General features: G+C 45.7%; 20 protein-coding genes. 3 read left to right on the top strand and 17 right to left on the bottom strand.

The features are described 5' to 3' along the window. Positions 1-9 precede the first annotated feature (9 nt). Both KGF65_RS13700 and KGF65_RS13705 read left to right on the top strand, forming a co-directional pair. A complete protein-coding gene (locus KGF65_RS13700; protein WP_216748634.1) occupies positions 10-1,974 on the top strand; it encodes a fructose-specific PTS transporter subunit EIIC in 1,965 nt (654 codons plus the stop codon). Positions 1,975-2,105: 131 nt separating this feature from the next. Beyond that, the gene (locus tag KGF65_RS13705; RefSeq protein ID WP_105923687.1) at positions 2,106-3,428 is read left to right on the top strand and encodes a metallophosphoesterase; all 1,323 of its coding nucleotides are present in this window, start codon (positions 2,106-2,108) and stop codon (positions 3,426-3,428) included. Between the two features lie 85 nt (positions 3,429-3,513). Here KGF65_RS13705 and KGF65_RS13710 read toward each other — a convergent pair whose 3' ends face one another. The 13 genes from KGF65_RS13710 to KGF65_RS13770 all read right to left on the bottom strand — a co-directional run bounded on the left by KGF65_RS13710 (position 3,514) and on the right by KGF65_RS13770 (position 18,217). Continuing rightward, positions 3,514-4,959, bottom strand: coding sequence for a lipopolysaccharide biosynthesis protein (locus KGF65_RS13710; protein WP_216748635.1), 1,446 nt, complete (start codon positions 4,957-4,959; stop codon positions 3,514-3,516). Positions 4,960-5,214: 255 nt separating this feature from the next. Continuing rightward, on the bottom strand, positions 5,215-6,165 hold the full coding sequence (locus tag KGF65_RS13715; protein WP_216748636.1) for a glycosyltransferase: 951 nt from the start codon (positions 6,163-6,165) through the stop codon (positions 5,215-5,217). After that, positions 6,150-7,424 carry a polysaccharide polymerase gene (locus KGF65_RS13720; RefSeq protein WP_101873323.1) on the bottom strand — a complete coding sequence of 425 codons (1,275 nt, stop codon included), beginning with the start codon at positions 7,422-7,424 and terminating at the stop codon, positions 6,150-6,152. The genes KGF65_RS13715 and KGF65_RS13720 overlap by 16 nt, the downstream gene beginning before the upstream one ends. After that, positions 7,408-8,448, bottom strand: coding sequence for a glycosyltransferase (locus tag KGF65_RS13725; protein WP_105923689.1), 1,041 nt, complete (start codon positions 8,446-8,448; stop codon positions 7,408-7,410). The genes KGF65_RS13720 and KGF65_RS13725 overlap by 17 nt, the downstream gene beginning before the upstream one ends. Before the next feature lie 16 nt (positions 8,449-8,464). Next, a complete protein-coding gene (locus KGF65_RS13730) occupies positions 8,465-9,556 on the bottom strand; it encodes a glycosyltransferase family 4 protein (protein WP_101873321.1) in 1,092 nt (363 codons plus the stop codon). Continuing rightward, positions 9,557-10,222, bottom strand: coding sequence for a sugar transferase (locus KGF65_RS13735; RefSeq protein ID WP_088771123.1), 666 nt, complete (start codon positions 10,220-10,222; stop codon positions 9,557-9,559). Next, a complete protein-coding gene (locus KGF65_RS13740) occupies positions 10,215-11,150 on the bottom strand; it encodes an NAD-dependent epimerase/dehydratase family protein (protein WP_050338455.1) in 936 nt (311 codons plus the stop codon). The genes KGF65_RS13735 and KGF65_RS13740 overlap by 8 nt, the downstream gene beginning before the upstream one ends. A gap of 15 nt (positions 11,151-11,165) precedes the next feature. Beyond that, positions 11,166-11,987: a CpsB/CapC family capsule biosynthesis tyrosine phosphatase gene (locus tag KGF65_RS13745; RefSeq protein WP_313850631.1), complete on the bottom strand. Its 822-nt coding sequence runs from the start codon at positions 11,985-11,987 to the stop codon at positions 11,166-11,168. Further along, entirely contained in the window at positions 11,926-12,642 is a 717-nt protein-coding gene (locus KGF65_RS13750) for a CpsD/CapB family tyrosine-protein kinase (RefSeq protein ID WP_216748637.1), read from the bottom strand. Before KGF65_RS13750 ends, KGF65_RS13745 begins: the two co-directional genes overlap by 62 nt. Before the next feature lie 15 nt (positions 12,643-12,657). After that, a complete protein-coding gene (locus KGF65_RS13755) occupies positions 12,658-13,413 on the bottom strand; it encodes a YveK family protein (RefSeq protein ID WP_101873319.1) in 756 nt (251 codons plus the stop codon). Between the two features lie 404 nt (positions 13,414-13,817). Then, positions 13,818-15,632 (bottom strand): excinuclease ABC subunit UvrC, encoded by a 1,815-nt coding sequence (uvrC, locus tag KGF65_RS13760; protein WP_216748638.1) that lies wholly within the window; start codon positions 15,630-15,632, stop codon positions 13,818-13,820. A gap of 376 nt (positions 15,633-16,008) precedes the next feature. Beyond that, positions 16,009-16,749 carry an amino acid ABC transporter ATP-binding protein gene (locus KGF65_RS13765; protein WP_088771120.1) on the bottom strand — a complete coding sequence of 247 codons (741 nt, stop codon included), beginning with the start codon at positions 16,747-16,749 and terminating at the stop codon, positions 16,009-16,011. Further along, complete coding sequence (locus KGF65_RS13770) at positions 16,742-18,217, bottom strand: ABC transporter substrate-binding protein/permease (protein ID WP_050338449.1); 1,476 nt, start codon at positions 18,215-18,217, stop codon at positions 16,742-16,744. The genes KGF65_RS13765 and KGF65_RS13770 overlap by 8 nt, the downstream gene beginning before the upstream one ends. Before the next feature lie 205 nt (positions 18,218-18,422). On the opposite strand from KGF65_RS13770, the gene KGF65_RS13775 reads away from it, so the two are divergent. Continuing rightward, entirely contained in the window at positions 18,423-18,593 is a 171-nt protein-coding gene (locus KGF65_RS13775) for an SPJ_0845 family protein (RefSeq protein WP_082230224.1), read from the top strand. Positions 18,594-18,654: 61 nt separating this feature from the next. On the opposite strand, the gene KGF65_RS13780 is transcribed toward KGF65_RS13775, so the two are convergent. The 4 genes from KGF65_RS13780 to clpX form a co-directional block, all read right to left on the bottom strand. After that, complete coding sequence (locus tag KGF65_RS13780) at positions 18,655-19,062, bottom strand: iron-sulfur cluster biosynthesis family protein (protein ID WP_050338448.1); 408 nt, start codon at positions 19,060-19,062, stop codon at positions 18,655-18,657. 215 nt (positions 19,063-19,277) lie between these two features. Next, positions 19,278-19,574, bottom strand: coding sequence for a nucleoside triphosphate pyrophosphohydrolase family protein (locus tag KGF65_RS13785; RefSeq protein WP_003639013.1), 297 nt, complete (start codon positions 19,572-19,574; stop codon positions 19,278-19,280). A 1-nt stretch (position 19,575) separates the two neighbouring features. Further along, positions 19,576-20,169: a ribosome biogenesis GTP-binding protein YihA/YsxC gene (gene yihA, locus KGF65_RS13790; RefSeq protein WP_216748639.1), complete on the bottom strand. Its 594-nt coding sequence runs from the start codon at positions 20,167-20,169 to the stop codon at positions 19,576-19,578. Between the two features lie 164 nt (positions 20,170-20,333). Next, on the bottom strand, positions 20,334-21,602 hold the full coding sequence (gene clpX, locus KGF65_RS13795) for an ATP-dependent Clp protease ATP-binding subunit ClpX (RefSeq protein WP_216748640.1): 1,269 nt from the start codon (positions 21,600-21,602) through the stop codon (positions 20,334-20,336). Positions 21,603-21,756 lie beyond the last annotated feature (154 nt).

Consider the following 21,756-nt stretch of genomic DNA (forward strand, 5'->3'; position numbering starts at 1 on the left):
TACCTTAACATGGATATCCGCGATTTATTACTAAAAGATGTCATGATCATGGACATGCAAGCCACGACCAAGGATGAAGCCATTGATGAATTAGTTCATAAATATGCCGAACAAGGCGTCATCAATGACGAAGCACTCTACAAACAAGACATCATCAAACGGGAAGCCGAATCAACGACCGGGATCGGTGATGGGATCGCAATGCCCCACGCCAAAGATAAGGCCGTTAACCGGGCTACCGTGCTCTTTGCCAAAAGTAAAGACGGTGTTGACTTCAACGCGTTGGATGGTCAACCCGTTCACCTCTTCTTTATGATTGCTGCTCCAGAAGGCGCCAACAACACCCACTTGGCTGCACTGGCCGCCCTCTCAAGCTTGCTGATCGACCCTGACTTAGTGGCCAAACTTAAGAATGCACAGTCACCCGAAGAAGTACAACAATTATTCGGTGATGCGCAAGCTGCCAAGGAAGAAAAAGAAGCGAAGGATGCCGCTGCGAAAGCTGAAAAAGAAGCTGCAGCAGCCAGCACCCCTACTGATCAGAAACGGCCATATCTCGTTGGGGTTACCGCTTGTCCAAACGGTATCGCCCACACTTACATGGCTGAAGCCGCATTGATCAAGGCCGGCGAAGCAGCTGGCGTCGACATTAAAATCGAAACGAACGGTTCTGAAGGGGTCAAGCATTTATTGACTGCCGATGAAATCGCTCGGGCCGATGGGGTCGTGATTGCCGCTGATAAGAAAGTCAAAATGGCTCGTTTTGATGGTAAGCACTTAGTTAACCGCCCCGTAACGGACGGGATCAACAAAGCTGACCAACTCGTTCAAGAAGCCTTAAGTGGCAAAGCGCCCGTTTATCACGATGCTGATGGCGGCGATGCTGATGATGACGAAGCTGGCAGTGCAAACGGTAGCGTTTGGGGCGAAGTTTACAAAGACTTAATGAACGGGATTTCCCACATGCTGCCATTCGTTGTTGGTGGTGGGATCTTAATGGCCCTCTCCTTCATCATCGAACAGTTTGCTGGTAGCAAGAGTCTGGCCTTCACCTTCTTCAACCAAGCTGGTAACATGGCCTTTGCTTTCATGGTACCCGTCTTAGCTGGTTACATTGCCGAATCGATCGGTGATCGTCCTGCGTTGTTGCCTGGGTTCGTTGGTGGTTTCATGGCGACGGTCTACACCGGTGCTTACGGTGGTGTTTACACCGCTTCGATCACCGCTAATGCCAAAAGTCCTGCTGGTTTCTTAGGTGGTTTAGCCGCTGGTTTCTTAGCCGGTTACATTACCGTTTGGATGAAGAAGTGGACTAAGAACATGCCACAATCCTTAGACGGTATGAAGCCAATGTTGATTTTCCCAATTCTCGGCTTATTAATTATTGCTGCGCTGATGTTCTTCGTTGTTAACCCAATCTTCTCTGTTATCAATGCCTGGATTACCCACTTCTTGAACTCAATGGGTACTGGGAACGCCGTCCTACTTGGTTTAGTGCTCGGTGGAATGATGTCGATCGATATGGGTGGTCCTTTCAACAAGGCCGCTTATGTCTTCGCAACGGGTGCCTTTACTGCCACCCAAGATGGTAACTTGATGGCCGCTGTTATGGCCGGTGGGATGGTGCCACCATTGGCAACGGCGATTGCAACGGCATTCTGGCCAAAGAAGTTCACGGATGACGAACGTAAAGCTGGGATTTCAAACTGGTTACTTGGGATTTCCTTCATTACTGAAGGTGCCATTCCATTCGCCACTGCTGACCCATTGCACGTCATTGGTTCTAGTGTTGTTGGTGCCGCCATTGCTGGTGGTTTGACGCAACTCTGGGGCGTTGCAGTCCCTGCTCCTCATGGTGGCCTGTGGGTTTCATTGCTCGCCACAAACATTTGGGGTTTCATTGGCGCAACCATTATTGGTGCTGTCATTGCCGGGGTGATTCTCGGGGTTTGGAAGCCTGCTAAAAAAGCTTAATTATGCATAGTTACAAAAAGACGATCGTAATGATCGTCTTTTTTTGTTGGTTTCCATAACTTACTCAGCTAACCCTGCAAATAAACGGGTATAATAAATTTAATAGGACTTCTAGAATCGAGACGATTAAGATGAAAATATGGAAACCATTACTCGCCCTGCTGACCATTAGCGGTATCAGCCTGGTGCTCACGGGCTGTCACTCACAGCAAGCTACCACCATCCCCGCCGTCACCCACAAAACTTTAACGGCAATGGTCATTAGTGATGATCACGTGATTGCGCCTAGCCTGCATGATAATGGTAAGGCTTTCAATCAGTATGCGGGCAATGACGCGGGTGCGGATTTAAAGTACAGTGCAACGATATTTAAAGCGTGGATTGCTCAAGCGTTAAAAACGAAGCCCGATGTCGTGCTCATTAGTGGTGACATCACCAATAACGGCGAGCAAGCGAGTCATAAATACGTGGCCAAACAGCTCAGGCGATTGACCAACCACGGCATCCGCGTTTACGTGGTTCCCGGTAATCACGACTTAAATAATCCGATTGCCCGTGGCTTCAAAGGCCAGCATCAATACACCGCTGAGGCAACCAGTCCGACTCAGTTTAAAAAGATTTATCACCAAGCCGGCTACGGTCAAGCCAGTGAACAGGACCCAAATTCGCTGAGCTACTTGGTCAAACCTAGCAAACGGACTTGGTTTCTGATGCTCAACTCCGCTATTTATAAAAGTAATTATCAACAAGGCAACTCGACCGTTGGCGGCGGTTTGACGGATGGCACCCTCCAGTGGATCGCCAAAGTGGGCCGTCAAGCAAAAAAAGCGCACGCGACGCTGATTCCAGTCCTCCATCATAATACGATGGACCATACCGTGATTCATCAAGACTACACGATCGGTTATGCTGAGGATGTGCGCAAAACCTTCACTTCCGCGGGAATCAAGCTCTCACTGACCGGTCATATTCATGCTCAAAATATTAAATCGACCAACGTCAACGGCCATTCACTGACTGATATCGCTAGTGGTGCCTTGATACTTGGCTCACATTACTATGGAACATTAAAAATCAATCAGGACACTGGTACTGCCACTTACCACGCCACGCCGCTGAACGTCAGCGCTTATATTAAACGGCATGATGGCACCAAAGCCATGCGCGCCTATCAGAAGTATGATCATGACGTGCTCTACGCAGCCGGGTACAACGCCGCCCTCAGTCAGTTATACGAGGATCGTGATGAAACCAATCTGTCGACCACGAAAGTCAATCAGCTGGCACGTGGCATGGCCGCAGCCAACATCGCCCTCTTCCGCGGCACCGCTGTTCAGGATAGTGCCGCAATTCAGGCCTGGCAGAAGATGCCAAAAGACACCAGTCTCCGCGGGTTCGTGCTCGCAACGCGGACGCTGCATGGCAATGTGGATTGGTCTGGTAAAGTTCGATAGGACAGGAAAAGCGACAGCAACTTTGAGGTTGCGGTCGCTTTTTTGTCGGACTGGAAAGCTCGCAGACATGCCCAATCATCCTCTGCTAGCTTCTCATTCGTATCATTCGTTCAATAAACGCCCATAAATAATCACGTTTGAAAAATACACCAAGAAAGATCATCAGAATCATGAAATACCTCAGCCAAAAATTCCAATACGCACTTAACAAGATGAATCCCAGTGTTAGAAAGATCACAGTAATTAACAGTAAGAGCTTAGCGCTGTATGGGACGCTACCAATTTCTTTTCGACAAATTCGATTCATGAAAATATAATGAAAGACTGCATACAACATGTAACAAGCCAACGTTGTATAGCCTGCCGCATAGTACCCAAAAAGTGGTATCAATAACCAATTGAGCACCAGGTTCAACACCGCACCGAAGATACTAGCAACCATAATTAAAGTGGTCCGTTCGTAATAAAATTCAAATTTTGCAAATAAATCAAATGCAAATATGAAAAAGACACTCATTGCCACTGGCGGTATAATCCAGGTGGCACTGTAATAGGTGCTCGGTGCAAAGATTGCAACAACTTCCGGTGCAAATGCAATTAAACAGATGTTTACCGTCGCAATTAGTATGAGTGCCCCATACGCGACGCCTGCAATCTCGGCAATCCGCTTATCCTTAATTTTTTGGTAGATCCACGGACTCAGTGTTTGTGACAAGGCAACATTAAACAATATCATAATCTGTGAAATCGAATAAGCTAAGCTATAGATACCTGCACTTTTAGAATCTACCATGTTGGCAATCATGATGCGATCGGCACTACTGAGCACAATTTGTGATAAATAATGTGGTACTAAGGGTAGATTAAACAGTAAAGCATGGCGCCAAAACCGTTTTGAGAAAAATCTTCTGCCACGCGCCATTTGTATCAAAAACAAACCAGAATAACCCAGTAGTTCAACCAACGCGAGCCCGACAAAACGGGCGGTAACTTTGTCTTGGGCATGAACGACAAGCAGCACACCCACAATTGGTTTTGCAAACGAAACCAACAGTGTGACTAGGACTAAGGACTTATATTTGACAGCGACTCTTTGCTCACCAGCCCAAAAGTTAAATACCGATGAGGTCCAGACCATCAGCAACATCGCTAACATCTGAGTAGTCGTTAACGAGAAAATGGCATTCCAGAACTGATGAAAAATCAGATAGATAATCGTCCAGACCAAGACCAACAAAATTGTCAGCCCCTGCAACGCTGATGAATACTCACTGCGATTTTGATCAAATTTTACCAAACCTTGTGTATAAGCACCGTAACACAGATTCAATGACACAATGATGGTCACGATCGTTAGCCAGGAAGATAACACGTTAAATTGACCATATTCTGAAGCAGACAGCAACCGTGTGAAGATGGGGGTTGCAATGATGGAAATTCCTTTCTCTAAGAAGGCACAGATCAGAAACCAAATTGAAACCTTAATTTGAACAGGAAAAGATCGATATTTATTTTTGATACTGACTAACATAACTTCTCCTCTCTCATTAGGTCACTGCGTTATGACCTTCTCTGACGGGCTAACTGACCTGCCACTGTCCTTGAACGGATCTTCGGCGAACATACTGCAGTTCGTCCGGACAGCCACCCCTTTTGATCATCCTGACTAACCACAATCATTCGAATGTGATCTGGCATTCCAATCGAACCAACTAATATTGTGCGAACAAACAAGTTTCAATCTGCTGCTCACAAAACTAACATCGCGTATGCTCGCAGCTGCATTTTACCGTGCGCGCTCACTTGCAAACCAAATGACCCTGAAGCTGAGATAATTGATGACAAACCGAAAATTGTTTTTAGTCGTAAACATCGCTTTGATAATTCGATAACAAGCATGGCCAATTTTCCGGTTTCTCAACGCGTACATTGCCAATTCAAAATGATACTGGCCACGATTGAACTTTTGGCGCATCGGCTCATCATTTATTTTGGCGAATAAATCATAGTCGTCAGATTTAAAGGTGTCGTGGCCGGTACGTTTTCGTTGCACATATAATTTCTGAATATATCGCGACACAATGTAGGTCTTCCAAGCATTACTCGTCATGCTATTGTCACGCAAGCGATACTTCAAAACTTGCGCATTGATCGACCCAATTTCCAACCCACTAGCAATCATCCGCAGCCAAAGATCATAGTCCTCGGCAGTTGGTAACAGTCGATATCCACCAATCTGTTCAATAGCTGACTTACGCATCAACACAGTTGGGTGAATAATGGTCGACCCATACGGCAACAATTTCGCAATCAGTCGTTCATCTTCCGGGATTATCGACTTTCCGCCAGTCACAATGCCATTTTCATCCATGTAAGCAATGTTTCCGGAGACCAAATCAAGGTGCCGTCGTTTGAGCTCGTCCAACTCCAGCTCTAGTCTCCTCGGTTCTGAAATGTCATCTGCGTCCATGCGAGCAATCAGTTCATTACTGGCTAACTCGATTGCCTTATTAAGACTCGCCGCTAAACCGATATTTTCTCGGTTCAACACTAGCTTGATGATATCCGTCTGGCGATCGTAATCCTGCAGTAATGCTTTCAAATCACTTTGATTGGGATCGTCGAGTACAATGATGAACTCAGTTGGTAAATAGGTTTGTCTCAAAATAGAGCTAATCGCTTGCTGGACCTGTTCAGGCCGCTCGTTGTAAACGCTCATAACTACGCTGATTTCCATGTTCTCTCCTCATTCTGTGGTTCGGTTGAAAATAAGTAACACATAAATATAATTGATGTCAAAACAACACCGCTCCGAGCGACTTCACCCTTATAGTTTGCAATTATCAGAACGATAAAAAATGCTAGAAACAGCATGGACCCGCGAACTTTGACTTCAGCTTTTTTATGACAAGTGATTAAGTGGGCAATAATCGTGCTATATAGAATGCCCATGTAAACTAGGCCACCCATAAACAGGTCGTTGATGTAACCAATATCAGAAGTGCCAAACCAAATATTACTGGCATTTCCGCCATAAACACGCACACCATATCCAAATAGCCAGGACCACACGCCGGTCGGAAATAGCAAAAACGAGTCGGTCAACTGTTCATAATTCCCCTGCTTATTGCCCTCAAATACAAGTGCCAATGTATCCTCGAAGCCGCTAACGATCCAAGTATAGGTGTCTGGCTGGATGGCTTGTAAAAAAGACAGTCCTAAGATGGCAAATCCGATACTCGTGGCAACTAACACACTGCCTTGTACGAATCCTTGAAAGCTAGCTGCCATTCGCTTTGCTAACATCAAGGCAAAACCAAATACTAACGTCACCAAACCAGTACGGCCATTCAGCACAATAATGAACACACAAAATGGTAGAAACCAATAATATTTTTTATTAACATTCATGCCCAAATAAATCGCCATCAAGCCGATGATACTGTGATAGATGGGAGTAAAGAAAGTATAATCACTGCTAATCCCATATAAGCGTTCACCGTAAACAAACTGATTTTCAATGATGCCCGCTGCCGTTCTTGCTAAAATGGCTGCTCTCAGCCCTGAACTAACTAGCATGATCAACGCAAAGAAGCATTGAATCACAACTAGCCACAGCAACCAACCCAGAACTTGCTCGGCACTCATCTGAAAATATTTTCGCAACACTTCCAACCATAACACCAGAGCAATAACGTTGATGATAATTGCCGTATTTTGGATAATGCGGGGATCATTGTCAGCTAGTAACGCTCTAAACGCAAAATACACCATTGATAATGCAACACCAATCACAAAAATTTTCAGTCGATTAAGCGTCAGTCCGATTTCTTTAGGCGATAGGACCAGTACGCAACTCACCATTATTCCAAGCGTCACAATCATTGGAAGATAAGTGTTAGCCCAAAAGTTTGGTTGATAAATTAAATAAAATCCGACCAGAAATGATAGCGGTTTCCAACACTTATTTTTCGCTTGACTACCGACTTCGATCATCGCTCAGAACCTCTTGATAAACTCGCTGGATTTGGTCGATAAACCGGGATTTGTCGTAATAATGTAGATCAGCGTTCGCTAGTCTTAATTTGTTTTCGCAATAGAATTCCGCATCTGAAAAAAGACGGGTTAAGAATTCGATGAGTGCGTCTTCTTGCATATAGATAAAGCCATTCACTTTCACGGCAGTCTGCGAGATGCCACCTACAGGAGGTGCAATCGGAATCGCCCCCAGCAGCGACGCCTCGACCATCGTCAGGCCAAACCCATCTGATTTTGAAGTCGACAGCACGACCTTGGCAGCCGCCATGTATTGATACGGATTGCTCTGAAAACCTAATAACTTAATTTGTGGCGTCGCCTGGATTAAGTGGCTAATTCGTTCCTTAAGAACGCCATCGCCGATAATGCCAATTGTCAATTCAGGATTGGTCACTAGCAATTGTTGTGCAATTTCCACGAATTTTTCCGGATCTTTCACTTCTGCTAAACGACCAACAAATAATAAATCAAACGTCTGTGCAGGCTTTGGGCTTGCCATCTTGACGATTCGAGCCATATCAATTCCATTTGGGACAATGGTGACATTTGATAATTGATGCTGGTACCGATAGGATTCTTTCGCATAATCCGAAACATAGAGCACTTGCGCACTTTTTCGCCCAACGTACTTGAAAGCAATACTCTTCCAGTTGCGACCCGTTTGCCACCGTGGTGCTTGGTGGATGTGGGTCACGATTGGGATGTGGTGAAACAACAGATTAACCAGGAAGCTGGCTTTAAAATCATGAGCGTGAATAATATCAGGATCAATAGCCTTCATGGTCCGCACAAACTCAAAAATTCGCTTTGGATTAAAAGTTCGATAGTCAATCTCTGCATCCGCCAGGCATTCTTGAATCGGCCCAGCTGGCGAAAAGTACGTGAAGTCATAAGCCGTTTTTAAATTTTCACTGATATTAATGGCAACTTGTTCAGCACCACCTAGTTTGGAAGAAAATAAGACATGAACTACTTTAGTCATCACAAGGTCCCTTCATTTAAGCCAAGCATTGCAAATAGCAAGCTTGAGTTTGTTCTAGCATCGCCTGTTCGGTATATTGATGCTCGTAAATTCGATACGAATTACGTTTTAGCTGCGCCATTTGATTTGATTGGTAGAGTAAAATGATTTTTTCAGCAATTTGCTTGGGATCATTATCGACTAAAAAGCCATTTTCATGGATTAATTCGTCAATACCACCAACGTGAGACGCAATTATTGGTAGGCGCTGTGCCAACGCTTCTACCAAACTGATGGGAAGTGCCTCGTAATCTGAGATTAAGACGGCAACATCGGACTGACGATAATATTGCTGAACACTATCCACGACACCCCGAAATTGCACCTTCGAACTCACATTCAAACGCGCTGCTAAATTTTTGCATTCTTGAAGCATGGGCCCATCGCCCAGTAAGTTACAGACAATTGGGACTTCTTCAGGTAGCTCCGACAACGCCCGGATTAGGATATCTTGTCGCTTGGGCGCATCAAAACGTGCCGCCATGGACAAAACAAACCTTTCTCGACGTTCAGGTTTTACCGGTGTATCCAACGCCGTAACGCCATTATGAATCACACACCCCGGACGTCTCTTAGTAATCACACCGTTTTGCACCCCCAGCTCATAATCAAACTGCGAGACGCAGATGTAATAGGTCGTTAAATGGCGCAATAGCTTCTCAATACTTTTCATTAACAGTTGCCGCTTCTTCCCGACTCCCGGTGTGAACCCCCATCCATGGACTGTGAATATGACGTTAAAGCCCAACCTGGCTGTCGCTAACCGCCCAATCATTCCGGCCTTTGAGGAATGTAGATGGACAACATCCGGACGCTTACTTCGCAGTAACGTTCTTAAGGCATGAATGGCACTTAAATCGCGCATGGGCGCAATTTGACGTACTAAGCTGGAAATTGGCACAACGTCCACCGATGGAAAATCGGCACCGATTCTCGTACTTAGCCAACCCGTCTTGCCACAAACTAGGGTGACGGTATTGCCCAGTCGCACCTGTTGTTGGATCAAGCTATATAAATGGGCTTGCGCACCGCCCCAGGTGGCCTGCGTGATGACATAAACAATTTTCATCTACCGTGCACCATCCCCAGTGAAAATCACCTTGACTGTCCCCAACAACATCCGAATATCAAACCAGACTGAGAAGTGCTCAATATAGTAATTATCCAACTGGCACTTTTCTCCTGGCGTAATGTCATAGCCCCCATTGATTTGGGCATAGCCCGTAATGCCTGGAATAATGCGCAATCGCTTAGGAAAATCAGGATGCTGTTGGCTAAATTTTTCCGTTAATACCGGTCGTTCCGGGCGCGGGCCAACTAAGCTCATGTCGCCCTTTAAAACATGCCAAAACTGCGGTAATTCATCAATGCGGGTCTTGCGCATGAAACGGCCAATCGGTGTGATCCGCGGATCGTTTTTCTGGGCCCAGACCGCACCCGTTTTTGCTTCCGCATCAAGATACATCGATCGAAGCTTGATCAGTTCAAAGCTCGTGCCCATCCAGCCAACGCGTTCCTGCTTGTAGAAGATCGGGCCATCCGACGTGAGTTTGATAATAATCGCGAACATTAAAATAATTGGTGCACTCAACACGGTTCCCACTAAGCCAACACTCAAATCAAAACAACGCTTTAACCCTAGTCGCCAGCCCGTTATCGGATCACCAATCTGGGTCATAAATTTGTATTGGAATTCGTCATCCGCAGCTGCCTCATTCACTTCGACTTCATGCATCCGCCCGTTCCCCTTCCCAATATTTAGTCAATCCTTTTCTTAACGGCCACTCAGTCGAATAGTTCAGCCGCGCCAACTTGCCAATGCTTGCCACGGAATGTGCGACTTCTCCACCGCGTTGTTCCGCTTGCTTGATTTCCAATGACTGGCCCGCAATCTCCTGATACATCTTAATAATGCCGTTCAAACTCGTTTCAGAACCGTTGGCGATATTGATGACCTCGTGTTGGACCTGCTTTTCCGTAATTAGCCAAAGTGCCTGGATGACGTCTTGAATATAGACGAAGTCACGGGTCTGGCTACCATCGCCAAATAAGGTAAATGGTCGTTGATATTTCAAGCAATCCGTTAAAATTGATAAGACACCTGAATATGGTGAACTCGGATTTTGGCGTGGCCCATACACGTTGAAGAACCGGACACAGACGGTCGGTAAGTCGTATAACTCACCGTATGCCAGCACAAACCGTTCCGTCGCATATTTATCAATCGCATAAGGTGAAACTGGTGCGACCCGGGAGTCCTCACGCTTAGGTAACTCTGGCAAATTGCCATAGACAGCCGCGGATGAGGTAAACAGAAATTGTTTGATTGGCAATTGAATCTTGCGAATGTACTCTAATAAATTAAATACGGCCGTATGATTGACGGCATGCGTTTCTGCTGGTCGTTCAATTGAATCCGCAACACTTGCGATAGCGGCCAAGAAATAAATGTAATCTGGTCGTTCGTCTGCAAGTAGTTGTTGCATAAATTCATCATTACAAACATCAGCGACATAAATCGTGACGTCCTCCCAATGCTTGATGTTGCTGATGGCTCCCATCGATAAATCATCAACGACCACTACGTCAAAGCCAGCTTCTACCAAATGATCGACCAAGTGCGACCCAATGAAGCCCGCGCCCCCCGTTACTAATGCTTTCATGATTAATTACCCCTCTCAAAATAGCCAAAATTTTCGTTGTCGACGCGGCTGCACGATTGCAGTCGCCATGACTTTTTCCCCGTTCAATAAGTGCCGTGCGTTTGCTTCAAACCGTTCTACATAACTTTCATCCAAATGTGCGAGTGCTTGATAGCCCGCTCGCAATCTGAAGCTTCGCTGAGGCATCAGATGCGCATCCGACGCAATCACTTGCACCAACCCGCATTTAATTAATTCCAGCGTTGTACATTTAACCTGATAACCTAAATCCCCCACTAAACTGCCCGCCGTTGCTTGTGCTAAACACCCCTGCTGTACTAAGTCATAAAGTCGCTCAGGGTGCGCAATCATTTCCGTATTGCGTTCCGGATGTGCGATTACCGGAACCGTCCCTCGTTGCAATAATTCGAACACGACTTGGGACAAATAATTGGGAACGTGCTCATGTGGCAGTTCCAACAACACATAACGCTGACTCGCATCAATCCCCAACAGCTGCTGCGGACTGGTCACTAAATCATCACTCAGATGAATCTCTTGACCGGCAAACACCGTTAACGGCACTTGTTGTCGCTCGAGTTCAGCTTGCAAAGTTGCAACTGCGGCAGTGACCACCGGACCTGGATTCTGATAATGCCGATCCAAATGGTGCGGCGTAGCAAGCACGTAACGAATACCATCGGCCACCGCCTGACGCGCCATCGTGACCGATTGCGCCAATGTCTGTGGCCCGTCATCCAGCCCCGGCAACAAATGGCAATGCAGATCAACGTAATCAGTTCGCGTCGTTGCCATAATAGCCATACCCATATCCGTGAGTTTTGACGTCGCCGTCATTTAACACCGCCCCTAACAGTTGTGTATGAGCTTTCTTCAATGCCCCGACCGCTTGACGGACTGCCGTCTTTTCCACCCCGTTTTGGCGAACGACTAGCATCGTGCCGTCGACCTGCCCAGCTAAAATCCGAGCATCTGTCACAGGCAGTACCGGTGGTGCATCCACGATCACCAGGTCTAACTTACGAGTCGCGACTGTCAAAAACTCAGTCATCTTGTCACTCGCTAGTAATTCAGCCGGATTAGGCGGTTTGGGGCCACTAGGCATCACGAACAAATGCGCTCGTGCGGGATGAATGGCATCATTGACATCCTCAAGTTGTCCACTCAACCATGAACTTAGCCCGCGTTGATTTGGCACTCCAAAGGTCTGATGGACGGTCGGTCGCCGCAAATCCGCATCAACCAATAAGACCTGTAACCCTTTTTTGGCATATTCGATCGCCAAGTTACCGGCCACCGTAGACTTGCCTTCCCCCTGAATGGCTGATGTAACCATCAACGTTTTCAATGGTTTTCCAACCATCGCGTAATTCAAATTGGTCCGAATCGTTTTAATCTGTTCCGTCACCACTGACATCGGTGCCGTGATCGTCGTCAATTGCACGCCCGTCGTCGCGGCGGTGGTTTTTCGCTTTAATCGCTTTAATTGCATCTTAGTCCCCCATGTCTAAACGCGTTTGATGGCAGGTTTGGCCGCAGTCTGTGGTCGCTGCTTGGCGGCTAAGTTATCTGCCTTCGTGGCCACTACCGGCTGATGATTGACTAATCCTAAACTCGTAAGTTGTAAGTCATCAGTTAAAAATTCCAAGGTCTGTACCCGTCGATTCGTCAGGATTCGAACACTGGCATAGACCAGGCCCAGTAGCAGTCCCATCACCAATCCCAGCAGAATATTAATCATTTTCTTCGGTGAAACCGGTGCATCAGGCGTCTCAGCTGGCGCGACGATCGTCACATTATTCACCTTGATAATCTGTTTGACCTGCGATTTAAACGTCGTGGCAATTTGATTGGCAATTACCGCACTGGCCGACGCGTTATGATCACGGACGACGATTGAAAACACCTGTGAATTAGCCGTGCTCGTGACACTCACCGCTTGCTTAAGTGTATTGACTGACCGGCGCAGTCCATGCTCATCCATTAAATCTTGACGAGCCGGCTTTAAGACGACCGAATTAGTGATCAACTCTTTATAGGTGGTGATCATCTGAACATCGGCTTGTTGGCCCGTTAAATCGGTTCCCGCACTGCTGTGTTTGCGATTGACCAGAATTTGGACATTCGCTTGATACTGCGGCTTTACGATCCACAGCGTTACGACAGTCGCAATCAGGCCGCCCAGCAATGTCAAACTCAACAAAACTTTCCAATAGTGCCGGACGAGTTTGACCATAAAATCAAACGTTATTATTTGCTCCATTTAACACGCTCCAATATCTCTTAATTGACTTTTACTTTAGGAATGTCATTCATTGTAGAAAACTAATTGCAAACAACGCAATAGTTTTCAACTTTTTTCATTAAACTCATATAAATGCAAGCAAATATTCGAGAATCGCCAGTTTTAAATTGACATATTAGTCAATAGTGTTATATTTATTGATAGTTACTACTCAAAATAATATAAAATGTATAATAGTTTTGCTTTCCTCCTGCTAGTATTCACTTACAAACATTTCGATTAAATATCAGCCAACGTCCCTAACCAATTCATTTTTCAACTAATTAAGCTATGGACTAATGCATCATGCACAGGTCCTTCACTATCACAAAAAAAAGACCACCGAGTCAGTCCAAAAACTGATTGGTGGTCCTTTTTAGCGCCTAAGTGGCCCCTTTTTGATAATGTTTCGGTGTCACGCCGCCACCGGCCAATGAAAACTTGACCGTTTGTGCGACATTTTTGGCAATGCCTAACGCTTGAATATCCTCAACGGAGGCGGCCGCAATCTTGCTCATCGAGCCGAACTTCCGCAATAGCTTATTGCGTGTCTTGTGCCCAACGCCCGGAATTTCGTCCAGCCGTGAACTCAACGAATGCTTGGTGTGGACCTGCCGATGGAACGTAATGGCAAAACGGTGCACCTCATCTTGGATGCGTTGTAACAAATAAAAGCCTTGGCTCTTCGGATCAAGATGTAAATGTTGATCCCCAGCTGACGCTAACAAGTCCGCCGTCTTATGATGTTCGTTCTTGACCATCGCAGCAACGGGCGTATCCAGGCCTAACTCGTTTTCTAAGACGTCCTTAGCCGCTTCCAGCTGAATCTCACCGCCATCCATTAAAATCAAATCAGGCAGTGCTGCATGCTCTTTTAGCAGCCGAGTATAACGCCGCCGAATCACTTCACGAGTTGACGCCGCTTCATCAGCATGGTCGACCGTCCGCAACTTGTATTTTCGATACAACTTTTTATTAGGCTGACCATCCGTAAAGACGACCATCGCTGAGACCAAATCAGCCCCCTGGATATGCGAGTGGTCAAACGCTTCAATCTTATGACCGGCTGGGATTCCTAGCGCGTCCGTGATTTCTTTCATCGCACCGGTGGTCTTGCGTTCATCCAATTCCAACAAGCGGAACTTCTCTTCTAAGACGATGCGCGCGTTTTTGTGCGCCATATCTAACAAATCTTTTTTCTGGCCTCGTTGCGGCGTGCGCACGGGAATCCCTAAGATATCACTCAACACTTGTTTGTCCAACCCACTCGGCACTAGGACTTCGCGTGGCAGCACGTTATTCTTGCGATTATAAAATTGCAAAATAAAACTGGTCATTTCCTCGGGTGCCGTCGACACCACTGGGAATAGCCGCTTCTCACGTTTCATCAGGCGCGCTTGCCGGATAAAGAAAACTTGAATCGAGAGCCAACCTTTATCCAAGTAAAAGTTGAACAAGTCCCGCGGTGTATTATCGTTCGAGATGATTTTCTGCTTCTCGACCGTCATTTCAATATAGTTCAGCTGATCGCGCAATTCTGCCGCTCGTTCAAATTCCAATTCTGCGGAAGCTTTCGTCATCCGTTTCGTCAGTTGCTTCTTGACCGTCTCAACGTGACCATTCAAGAATGACTTAATCCGCTTAATTTGTGCGTCATATTCCGACGTTGGTACCGTCTTGAAGCAGGCCCCCAAACACTGACCCATATGGTAGTACAGGCACGGCCGATTTTGAAAGCCATGACAGCGTCGGAGCGGATACACTTTTTGAATGAAGTTGACCGTTTCTTGCGCCGCATAGACGTTGGGATACGGCCCAAAATAATAACCGCCATCTTTACGGACATCACTGACAATCAAAATCTGCGGATCGCGCTCGTTCGTGATTTTGATATACGGGTAGCCCGTGCCCTTTTTTAACTTAATATTAAAGTACGGCTGGTGTTTTTGAATCAGTGTAATTTCAAGCAGAAAGGCTTCCTTGTCCGTCGAAGTCACGATGAATTCAAAATCCGCAATTTCCGAGACCAACCGCGCCGTCTTACCGGTATGGCTACTCTTGAAGTAGGAACGCACCCGATTCTTCAAATTTTTGGCCTTACCCACATAGATAATCTGGCTATTTAAGTTTTTCATCAGATAGCAACCAGGTAAATCTGGTAATAAGGCTAATTTATGTTCAATATGCGCGGATGCCATGTGACACCTTCCCTTCGTTTAGATTAGCATTATTAGTATACCGCCTGCTAGCATGGGGCTCAACCAAACAGCCCGCAAATATGATTTTAATTATGGTAACCAGATACCTAGCCATCTCACCGGATCAACCGCCAAGCATGAGACCAATCTGACACCAGTTCGTGTTCTAAACTTAAATTAATCAGATTACCAACAACCGTTGACAGATAACCTTCAATCAAATTTTGGGCCATCCACGCAACTTGCAATACCGCACAACTACCGGCCAGTCGCCACCGTCCACACAATACCTGACTTTAATTACTCAAGCACGTCACCCTCCACACTTCAACCTAAAAAAACGGCAACCGAGAGCATCCCGGTTGCCGCCACTAACTTACATTAAAATTTTAGAGAGAAAGTCTTGAGCCCGTTCCGTTTGTGGATTGGCAAAAAATTCATCAGGCGTATTATTTTCCTGAATATAGCCGTCAGCCATGAACCAGATCCGGTCAGCCACTGACTTCGCAAAGCCCATTTCGTGCGTCACGACCACCATCGTCATGCCGTCTTTGGCTAGTTCTTGCATTACATTCAGCACTTCGCCGACCATTTCGGGGTCAAGCGCTGACGTTGGTTCGTCAAACAGCATCACCTCGGGGTTCATTGCCAACGCCCGCGCAATCGCGACCCGTTGTGCTTGGCCCCCAGATAAACTGCTTGGAAAGGCATCCGCGTGGTCATCCAGTCCAACTCGTTGCAGCAATTCATGAGCCGTTTTAGTTGCAGCGGCATCATCCACGTGCTTGACCTTCATGGGTGCCAGTTTGATGTTTTCCAACACCGTCATATTTGGGAACAAGTTAAAGCCTTGGAACACCATTCCCATTTTTTCCCGCAAAGCGTTAACGCTCTTGGTATCCAGGGTGGTTAAGTCTTGGCCTTCAAAGGCAACTTGGCCGCTAGTAGGCGTTTCTAGTAGGTTTAAGCACCGTAAAAAGGTACTCTTCCCACCACCAGAAGGGCCAATCACAACGATCACCTGGCCTGGTTCAACTTTTTCGGTAATATCCTTCAACACGTCGTTTTCACCGAAGCTCTTCGCAAGGTCTTTAACTTCAATTACTGGTTTAGTCATGTTGCATTCTCCTTTCGAAGTAGTTCAAAATCCGTGAGGCGGTAAAGGTCAAGATGAAGTAGAGCACCATGATGACCACGATTGGTGCAACGCCCCGGTAGGTATCAGAACGAACAATGTTGCTTTGATAGATCAATTCAGTAACCCCAATAATTGAGACGATCGAACTATCCTTGATCAAGGTAATAAATTCGTTACCAAGCGATGGCCAAATATTCTTCAACGCTTGTGGCAAGACGACGTAGCGCATCGTTTCACCGTTAGACATCCCAAGACTCCGTGCAGCTTCGGTCTGACCGACATCCACTGAGTTGATCCCACCACGAATATATTCAGCGACGTACGCACCGGAGTTCAAGGAAATCGCAATAATCCCAGAAGTCAAGGCTGGTAGATTGACGAATAGACCGAGACCAAAGTAAACGAACATCACTTGGACCATCATTGGCGTCCCACGAATAAATTCAACGTAGGCCGTCGCTAACCACCGAATGGCCGTCTTGAGCGGATTGCCCTTTGCCATCCGAGCTAAGGCGAGTAAAATCCCGATGATAAACCCGAAGAAGACTGAGCAAACCGTGATGATTAAGGTATATTCAATCCCAGTCGCAAAGGCTTTCCAGTAGTGGCCCATCGAGGTATTGACCGTGTTGGTCTTTAAATACTTGCCGGCAGCTGGTAAATATTGCTTCTTAACTAAATTTTGCTTCTTGATCCGATCAACCGTCTTATTAACCTTGTTAACTAAGCTAGTCGACCCTTTCCGAAACGCGATTGCGGAACTGGTGGCACTGGAACTCATGTTGAAGCCACTTGGAATGGCCACTAAATTCTTGTTGTTTGCCACATAAGCTTCAGCAGATGGCTTTTCCATGGCAACCCCGTCAACTTTATGGCTTTGGAGGGCTAAGATCAAATCAGATTGAGAGGTCATCCCTTTAGCTTTGGCAGTGGTCTGCTTCTTAACGGCGTTGTATTGCGTCGTCCCAGTTTGGGCACCCAGTGTCCCATTCTTGAAAGAATCTTTGTTCTTGTACTTGCCCTTATCAGTCTTGTTGATGACAATATCATAACCACCCTGATAGTAGACATGCGTGAAGTCAACGTTCTTCCGCCGTGAAGGGGTTGGGTTCATCCCAGAAATAATCATATCGATTTTCCCAGTCTGGAGTGCGACTAGTAACGAGTCAAATGACATCGATTTGATCTTCAGCTTGACGCCCAAGTCCTTGGCAACTTGCTTCCCAATCTGAACATCCATCCCGACAATCTTGCTCTTGCCATTGACTGTCGCCTGAAATTCATATGGCGGATAGTCTGGTGACGTCCCCATCACTAGGACACCCTTTTTTTGAATTTGTTCTAATGAATTATCGGCCGCTTGAGCATGTTGGGTCTGTCCGATTGGGACCACCGTCATGATCAGGGCCACAATGATGGCTAAAAATAACCCAAATCTTTTTTTCATAGGTATTCTCCTCGTTTTGTAATTTACAAGAATAAAGTATAACCGCATATGATTATTTATGCAAGTATTTTTGAAAATTTCTTTATTTTATGCATAAAAGGGCCATTTATACACGTTTCAGCCCCGTTAAAATGCATAAACGACGAATAACTGACAAATGGTCGGAAATTTGCTATGATAGGCGGTAATCGAAAGGAATGATTTTATGGGTTTAAAAGTACAACGTCAAGATAACCTTGATAAACTATTTGACAAGTTTGCCATTGGGCCTGACGATAAGGATAAACTCACCACGAAGGCCGTTCAGGATACAATCGACGAACATGCCAAACGAAAACAATCAAAGGCAACTGACAAAAAGGATGCCGACAAATAATGACGCACCAAAAAAGCGATGGACACCTGTCCATCGCTTTTTTGTTTGCATCATTATCGCTTTAGCAAATTTTAGTACCGATTGTTTGCATCTTTTCACGCCGTTCCGCTTCGGTTTCTGGTGAAACATCGCGCCAATCAACAACGGCCAAGGCACCGTCTAACATCCCACTGTCGTCTTTCAATGCCAGCGCATTGTGCCAGCGAGAAATATTCAACCCATTACCGAGATAGGCTTCATCGGCTGGCGCAACGTGCATCACGTAACCCGCATTATTTTCGAGCGGTGTGGTGTAATCTGGATCAGCATCCTTAAGAATGACTAATTGAAATTTATTACCAATGGCACAGCTGCCACCTAGACTGGAATATTTATTTGAACCGTCATCAGTTGTTAGAATAACTTGACTCCCTGCTGGGATCTTATCAGCTAAATAGGCTTGAGCATCGTCTTTGATATTGATTTTCATGTTAAGCATCCTTTCCTGAAAAAGCAATTAAGTTGTGCACAACTCTTTTTACAATTATTAATTTACCGCATTTCCACGGCAATTGCAATTAATAGACTCTCAAAATTCAAAAATAGTCGTTGCGGGTAACCTGCATTTGCAGATTATCGACAACGACTATTCTTGCTGTTAGCCTAACATATTAGGTTAACGACACTATTTTGATTGTATTTTACTTATTTAACCGGCTTACCACTAGGATACTTGTCGTTTAATTTTTGAATGTTTTGCTGAGCAACTTCTTCAAATGGAATATCAGCCCATTCAGCAACTTGTGATAAGTACCATAACACGTCGCCCATTTGCTTGGTTAGTTGGTCCTTACTCAAGGATTCACCGTGAAACGTATATTTTTTGACGAGATCCACCACTTGGCCGGTCTCAGAAGCCAAGCCCAATGATAAATTCGTCAAAACCTGTTCATTCCCATACAGCGTCCGGTTTGCCAACGCTTGATAGTCATTAAATTCCAAGTTAGTTGCCTCCTACAGTATGTGCTTCAATCCATTGCCAGACCGCGTCCTTGCCTTCTTTAGTCTTCGCTGAAAAGGCAATAAACTCATCTTCCGGTTGAAAATTGAGCGTTTTTTTAATTAAACTCTCTTGCTTGTTCCACTTGCCACGTGGAATTTTATCGCTTTTGGTGGCAACCACCAATAATGGGATCTCATAGTAACGCATCCACTCATACATGGCCACGTCATCCTTGGTTGGCGCATGCCGAGCATCAACCAAAATAACCACGCCACGAAGCGTATCACGGGTCGTCAAATAGGTCTCAATCATTTGGCCCCATTTTTCACGTTCCTTCTTAGACACCTTTGCATAGCCGTAACCAGGAACATCGACAAAATAGAGCTGATCCTCAACCTTATAAAAATTCAACGTCTGTGTTTTACCAGGTTGACTAGACGTCCGCGCATAGCTATTGCGATTGATCAATACATTAATTAGAGAGGACTTCCCAACATTTGATCGTCCAGCTAGGCCGATCTCGGGGAAACCCGTAGTGGGATATTGACTAGGCGCCACCGCGCTCATGACAAGTTCAACGTTATGCACTTCCATCGAATTAACTCCTTCTGCAACTCGTTATTGCACCCATTTTACCATAAATACGATTATCAGCAGACTACTACGCTCACATCGCCGAAAACAGCACTCAGGACCGCCGATAAAGACTCACCGCGGTCCTGAGCGTTACTTATTAGCGTTGTGGCTCTCAAACACGTCTAGGACGCTTTTTGGTCTGCCAATACTAATTCTGGTTCTGCATGATCAGCAACCGTTTCGCGGGTAATGATCACTTTCTTAACATCTTCACAACTAGGAATATCGTACATAATATCCCGCATCGTATCTTCAATAATCGAACGAAGGCCACGTGCACCCGTATTACGAGCCAGGGCCTCTTGTGCAATTGCTCGGAGCGCATCATCATTGAAGTCCAGTTCAGCACCATCAAGCGCGATCAAGCGTTGGTACTGCTTAACTAGTGCGTTCTTCGGTTCCGTCAAGATACGAACTAAGTCATCTTCCGTCAACCGTTCAAGCGCCGTTAAGATTGGTAACCGGCCGATAAATTCAGGAATCAACCCAAATTGTAATAAGTCTTCAGGGACAACTTGTTGCATCAAGCTCTTAGAATCATCCAAGACGGCATTCTTACCATCAGTGTCAGTACCAAAGCCAATCGTCTTATCGCCTAAACGCCGCTTAACGATATCTTCGATGCCATCAAACGCGCCCCCGACGATAAAGAGAATATTGGTGGTGTCGATTTGAATAAATTCTTGTTGTGGATGCTTACGACCACCCTGCGGCGGCACATTGGCAATCGTGCCTTCCAAAATCTTCAGCAACGCTTGTTGAACCCCTTCACCGGAAACGTCCCGAGTGATGGAAACATTTTCGCTCTTCTTGGCAATCTTATCGATTTCATCGATATAGATAATACCTTTTTCCGCGCGTTCAACGTCGTAGTCAGCATTTTGCAATAGCTTCAGTAAAATGTTTTCGACGTCTTCACCAACATAGCCGGCTTCCGTCAAGGTCGTGGCATCTGCAATTGCAAATGGGACATCCAAGATACGGGCTAAACTTTGGGCTAAGAAGGTCTTCCCAGAACCAGTCGGACCAACCAAACTAATATTACTCTTTTGTAATTCAGGACCATCCTCGGTCTCTTCATCATCACTATCAGCCATGGCTTTCACACGCTTGTAATGATTGTAAACCGCAACGGAAAGTGTCCGCTTCGCTTCATTCTGACCGATCACATATTGGTCCAACTCGTCAACGATTTGTTTTGGCGTTGGAATATCTGTTAATTCATGGGTTTGTTCTTCACTAAACTCTTCATCGATAATTTCTTTACATAAATCGATACATTCATTACAGATATAAACGCCGGGGCCAGCCACGATCTTTTTAACTTGATCTTGTGATTTACCACAAAACGAGCAGTTCACAGGGCCGTTTGTCTCGGTATTTTCAAACATTCATTCTCACCTCATCGATGTATTTACATGGATTAATCATAACAGAAAAGCCAAGCTAAAACCAGCTTAGGCACTGTCTTCTACGTCCACTACTATAACATGGACGAACCTATTCCCGAAATTATTTGTTCAAGATTGTCTTCCCTACTGCCTA

The sequence above is a fragment of the Lactiplantibacillus sp. 30.2.29 genome, from assembly GCF_018991255.1.
Taxonomy (GTDB): Bacteria; Bacillota; Bacilli; order Lactobacillales; family Lactobacillaceae; genus Lactiplantibacillus; species Lactiplantibacillus pentosus.

Excerpts from the sequence above, each read along its gene's own strand:
- KGF65_RS13700 (WP_216748634.1), top strand. The coding sequence starts at position 10 with ATGGATATCCGCGATTTATTACTAAAAGATGTCATGATCATGGACATG.
- KGF65_RS13705 (WP_105923687.1), top strand. The coding sequence starts at position 2,106 with ATGAAAATATGGAAACCATTACTCGCCCTGCTGACCATTAGCGGTATC.
- KGF65_RS13710 (WP_216748635.1), bottom strand. The coding sequence starts at position 4,959 with ATGTTAGTCAGTATCAAAAATAAATATCGATCTTTTCCTGTTCAAATT.
- KGF65_RS13715 (WP_216748636.1), bottom strand. The coding sequence starts at position 6,165 with ATGGAAATCAGCGTAGTTATGAGCGTTTACAACGAGCGGCCTGAACAG.
- KGF65_RS13720 (WP_101873323.1), bottom strand. The coding sequence starts at position 7,424 with ATGATCGAAGTCGGTAGTCAAGCGAAAAATAAGTGTTGGAAACCGCTA.
- KGF65_RS13725 (WP_105923689.1), bottom strand. The coding sequence starts at position 8,448 with ATGACTAAAGTAGTTCATGTCTTATTTTCTTCCAAACTAGGTGGTGCT.
- KGF65_RS13730 (WP_101873321.1), bottom strand. The coding sequence starts at position 9,556 with ATGAAAATTGTTTATGTCATCACGCAGGCCACCTGGGGCGGTGCGCAA.
- KGF65_RS13735 (WP_088771123.1), bottom strand. The coding sequence starts at position 10,222 with ATGCATGAAGTCGAAGTGAATGAGGCAGCTGCGGATGACGAATTCCAA.
- KGF65_RS13740 (WP_050338455.1), bottom strand. The coding sequence starts at position 11,150 with ATGAAAGCATTAGTAACGGGGGGCGCGGGCTTCATTGGGTCGCACTTG.
- KGF65_RS13745 (WP_313850631.1), bottom strand. The coding sequence starts at position 11,987 with ATGACGGCGACGTCAAAACTCACGGATATGGGTATGGCTATTATGGCA.
- KGF65_RS13750 (WP_216748637.1), bottom strand. The coding sequence starts at position 12,642 with ATGCAATTAAAGCGATTAAAGCGAAAAACCACCGCCGCGACGACGGGC.
- KGF65_RS13755 (WP_101873319.1), bottom strand. The coding sequence starts at position 13,413 with ATGGAGCAAATAATAACGTTTGATTTTATGGTCAAACTCGTCCGGCAC.
- uvrC (WP_216748638.1), bottom strand. The coding sequence starts at position 15,632 with ATGGCATCCGCGCATATTGAACATAAATTAGCCTTATTACCAGATTTA.
- KGF65_RS13765 (WP_088771120.1), bottom strand. The coding sequence starts at position 16,749 with ATGACTAAACCAGTAATTGAAGTTAAAGACCTTGCGAAGAGCTTCGGT.
- KGF65_RS13770 (WP_050338449.1), bottom strand. The coding sequence starts at position 18,217 with ATGAAAAAAAGATTTGGGTTATTTTTAGCCATCATTGTGGCCCTGATC.
- KGF65_RS13775 (WP_082230224.1), top strand. The coding sequence starts at position 18,423 with ATGGGTTTAAAAGTACAACGTCAAGATAACCTTGATAAACTATTTGAC.
- KGF65_RS13780 (WP_050338448.1), bottom strand. The coding sequence starts at position 19,062 with ATGAAAATCAATATCAAAGACGATGCTCAAGCCTATTTAGCTGATAAG.
- yihA (WP_216748639.1), bottom strand. The coding sequence starts at position 20,169 with ATGGAAGTGCATAACGTTGAACTTGTCATGAGCGCGGTGGCGCCTAGT.
- clpX (WP_216748640.1), bottom strand. The coding sequence starts at position 21,602 with ATGTTTGAAAATACCGAGACAAACGGCCCTGTGAACTGCTCGTTTTGT.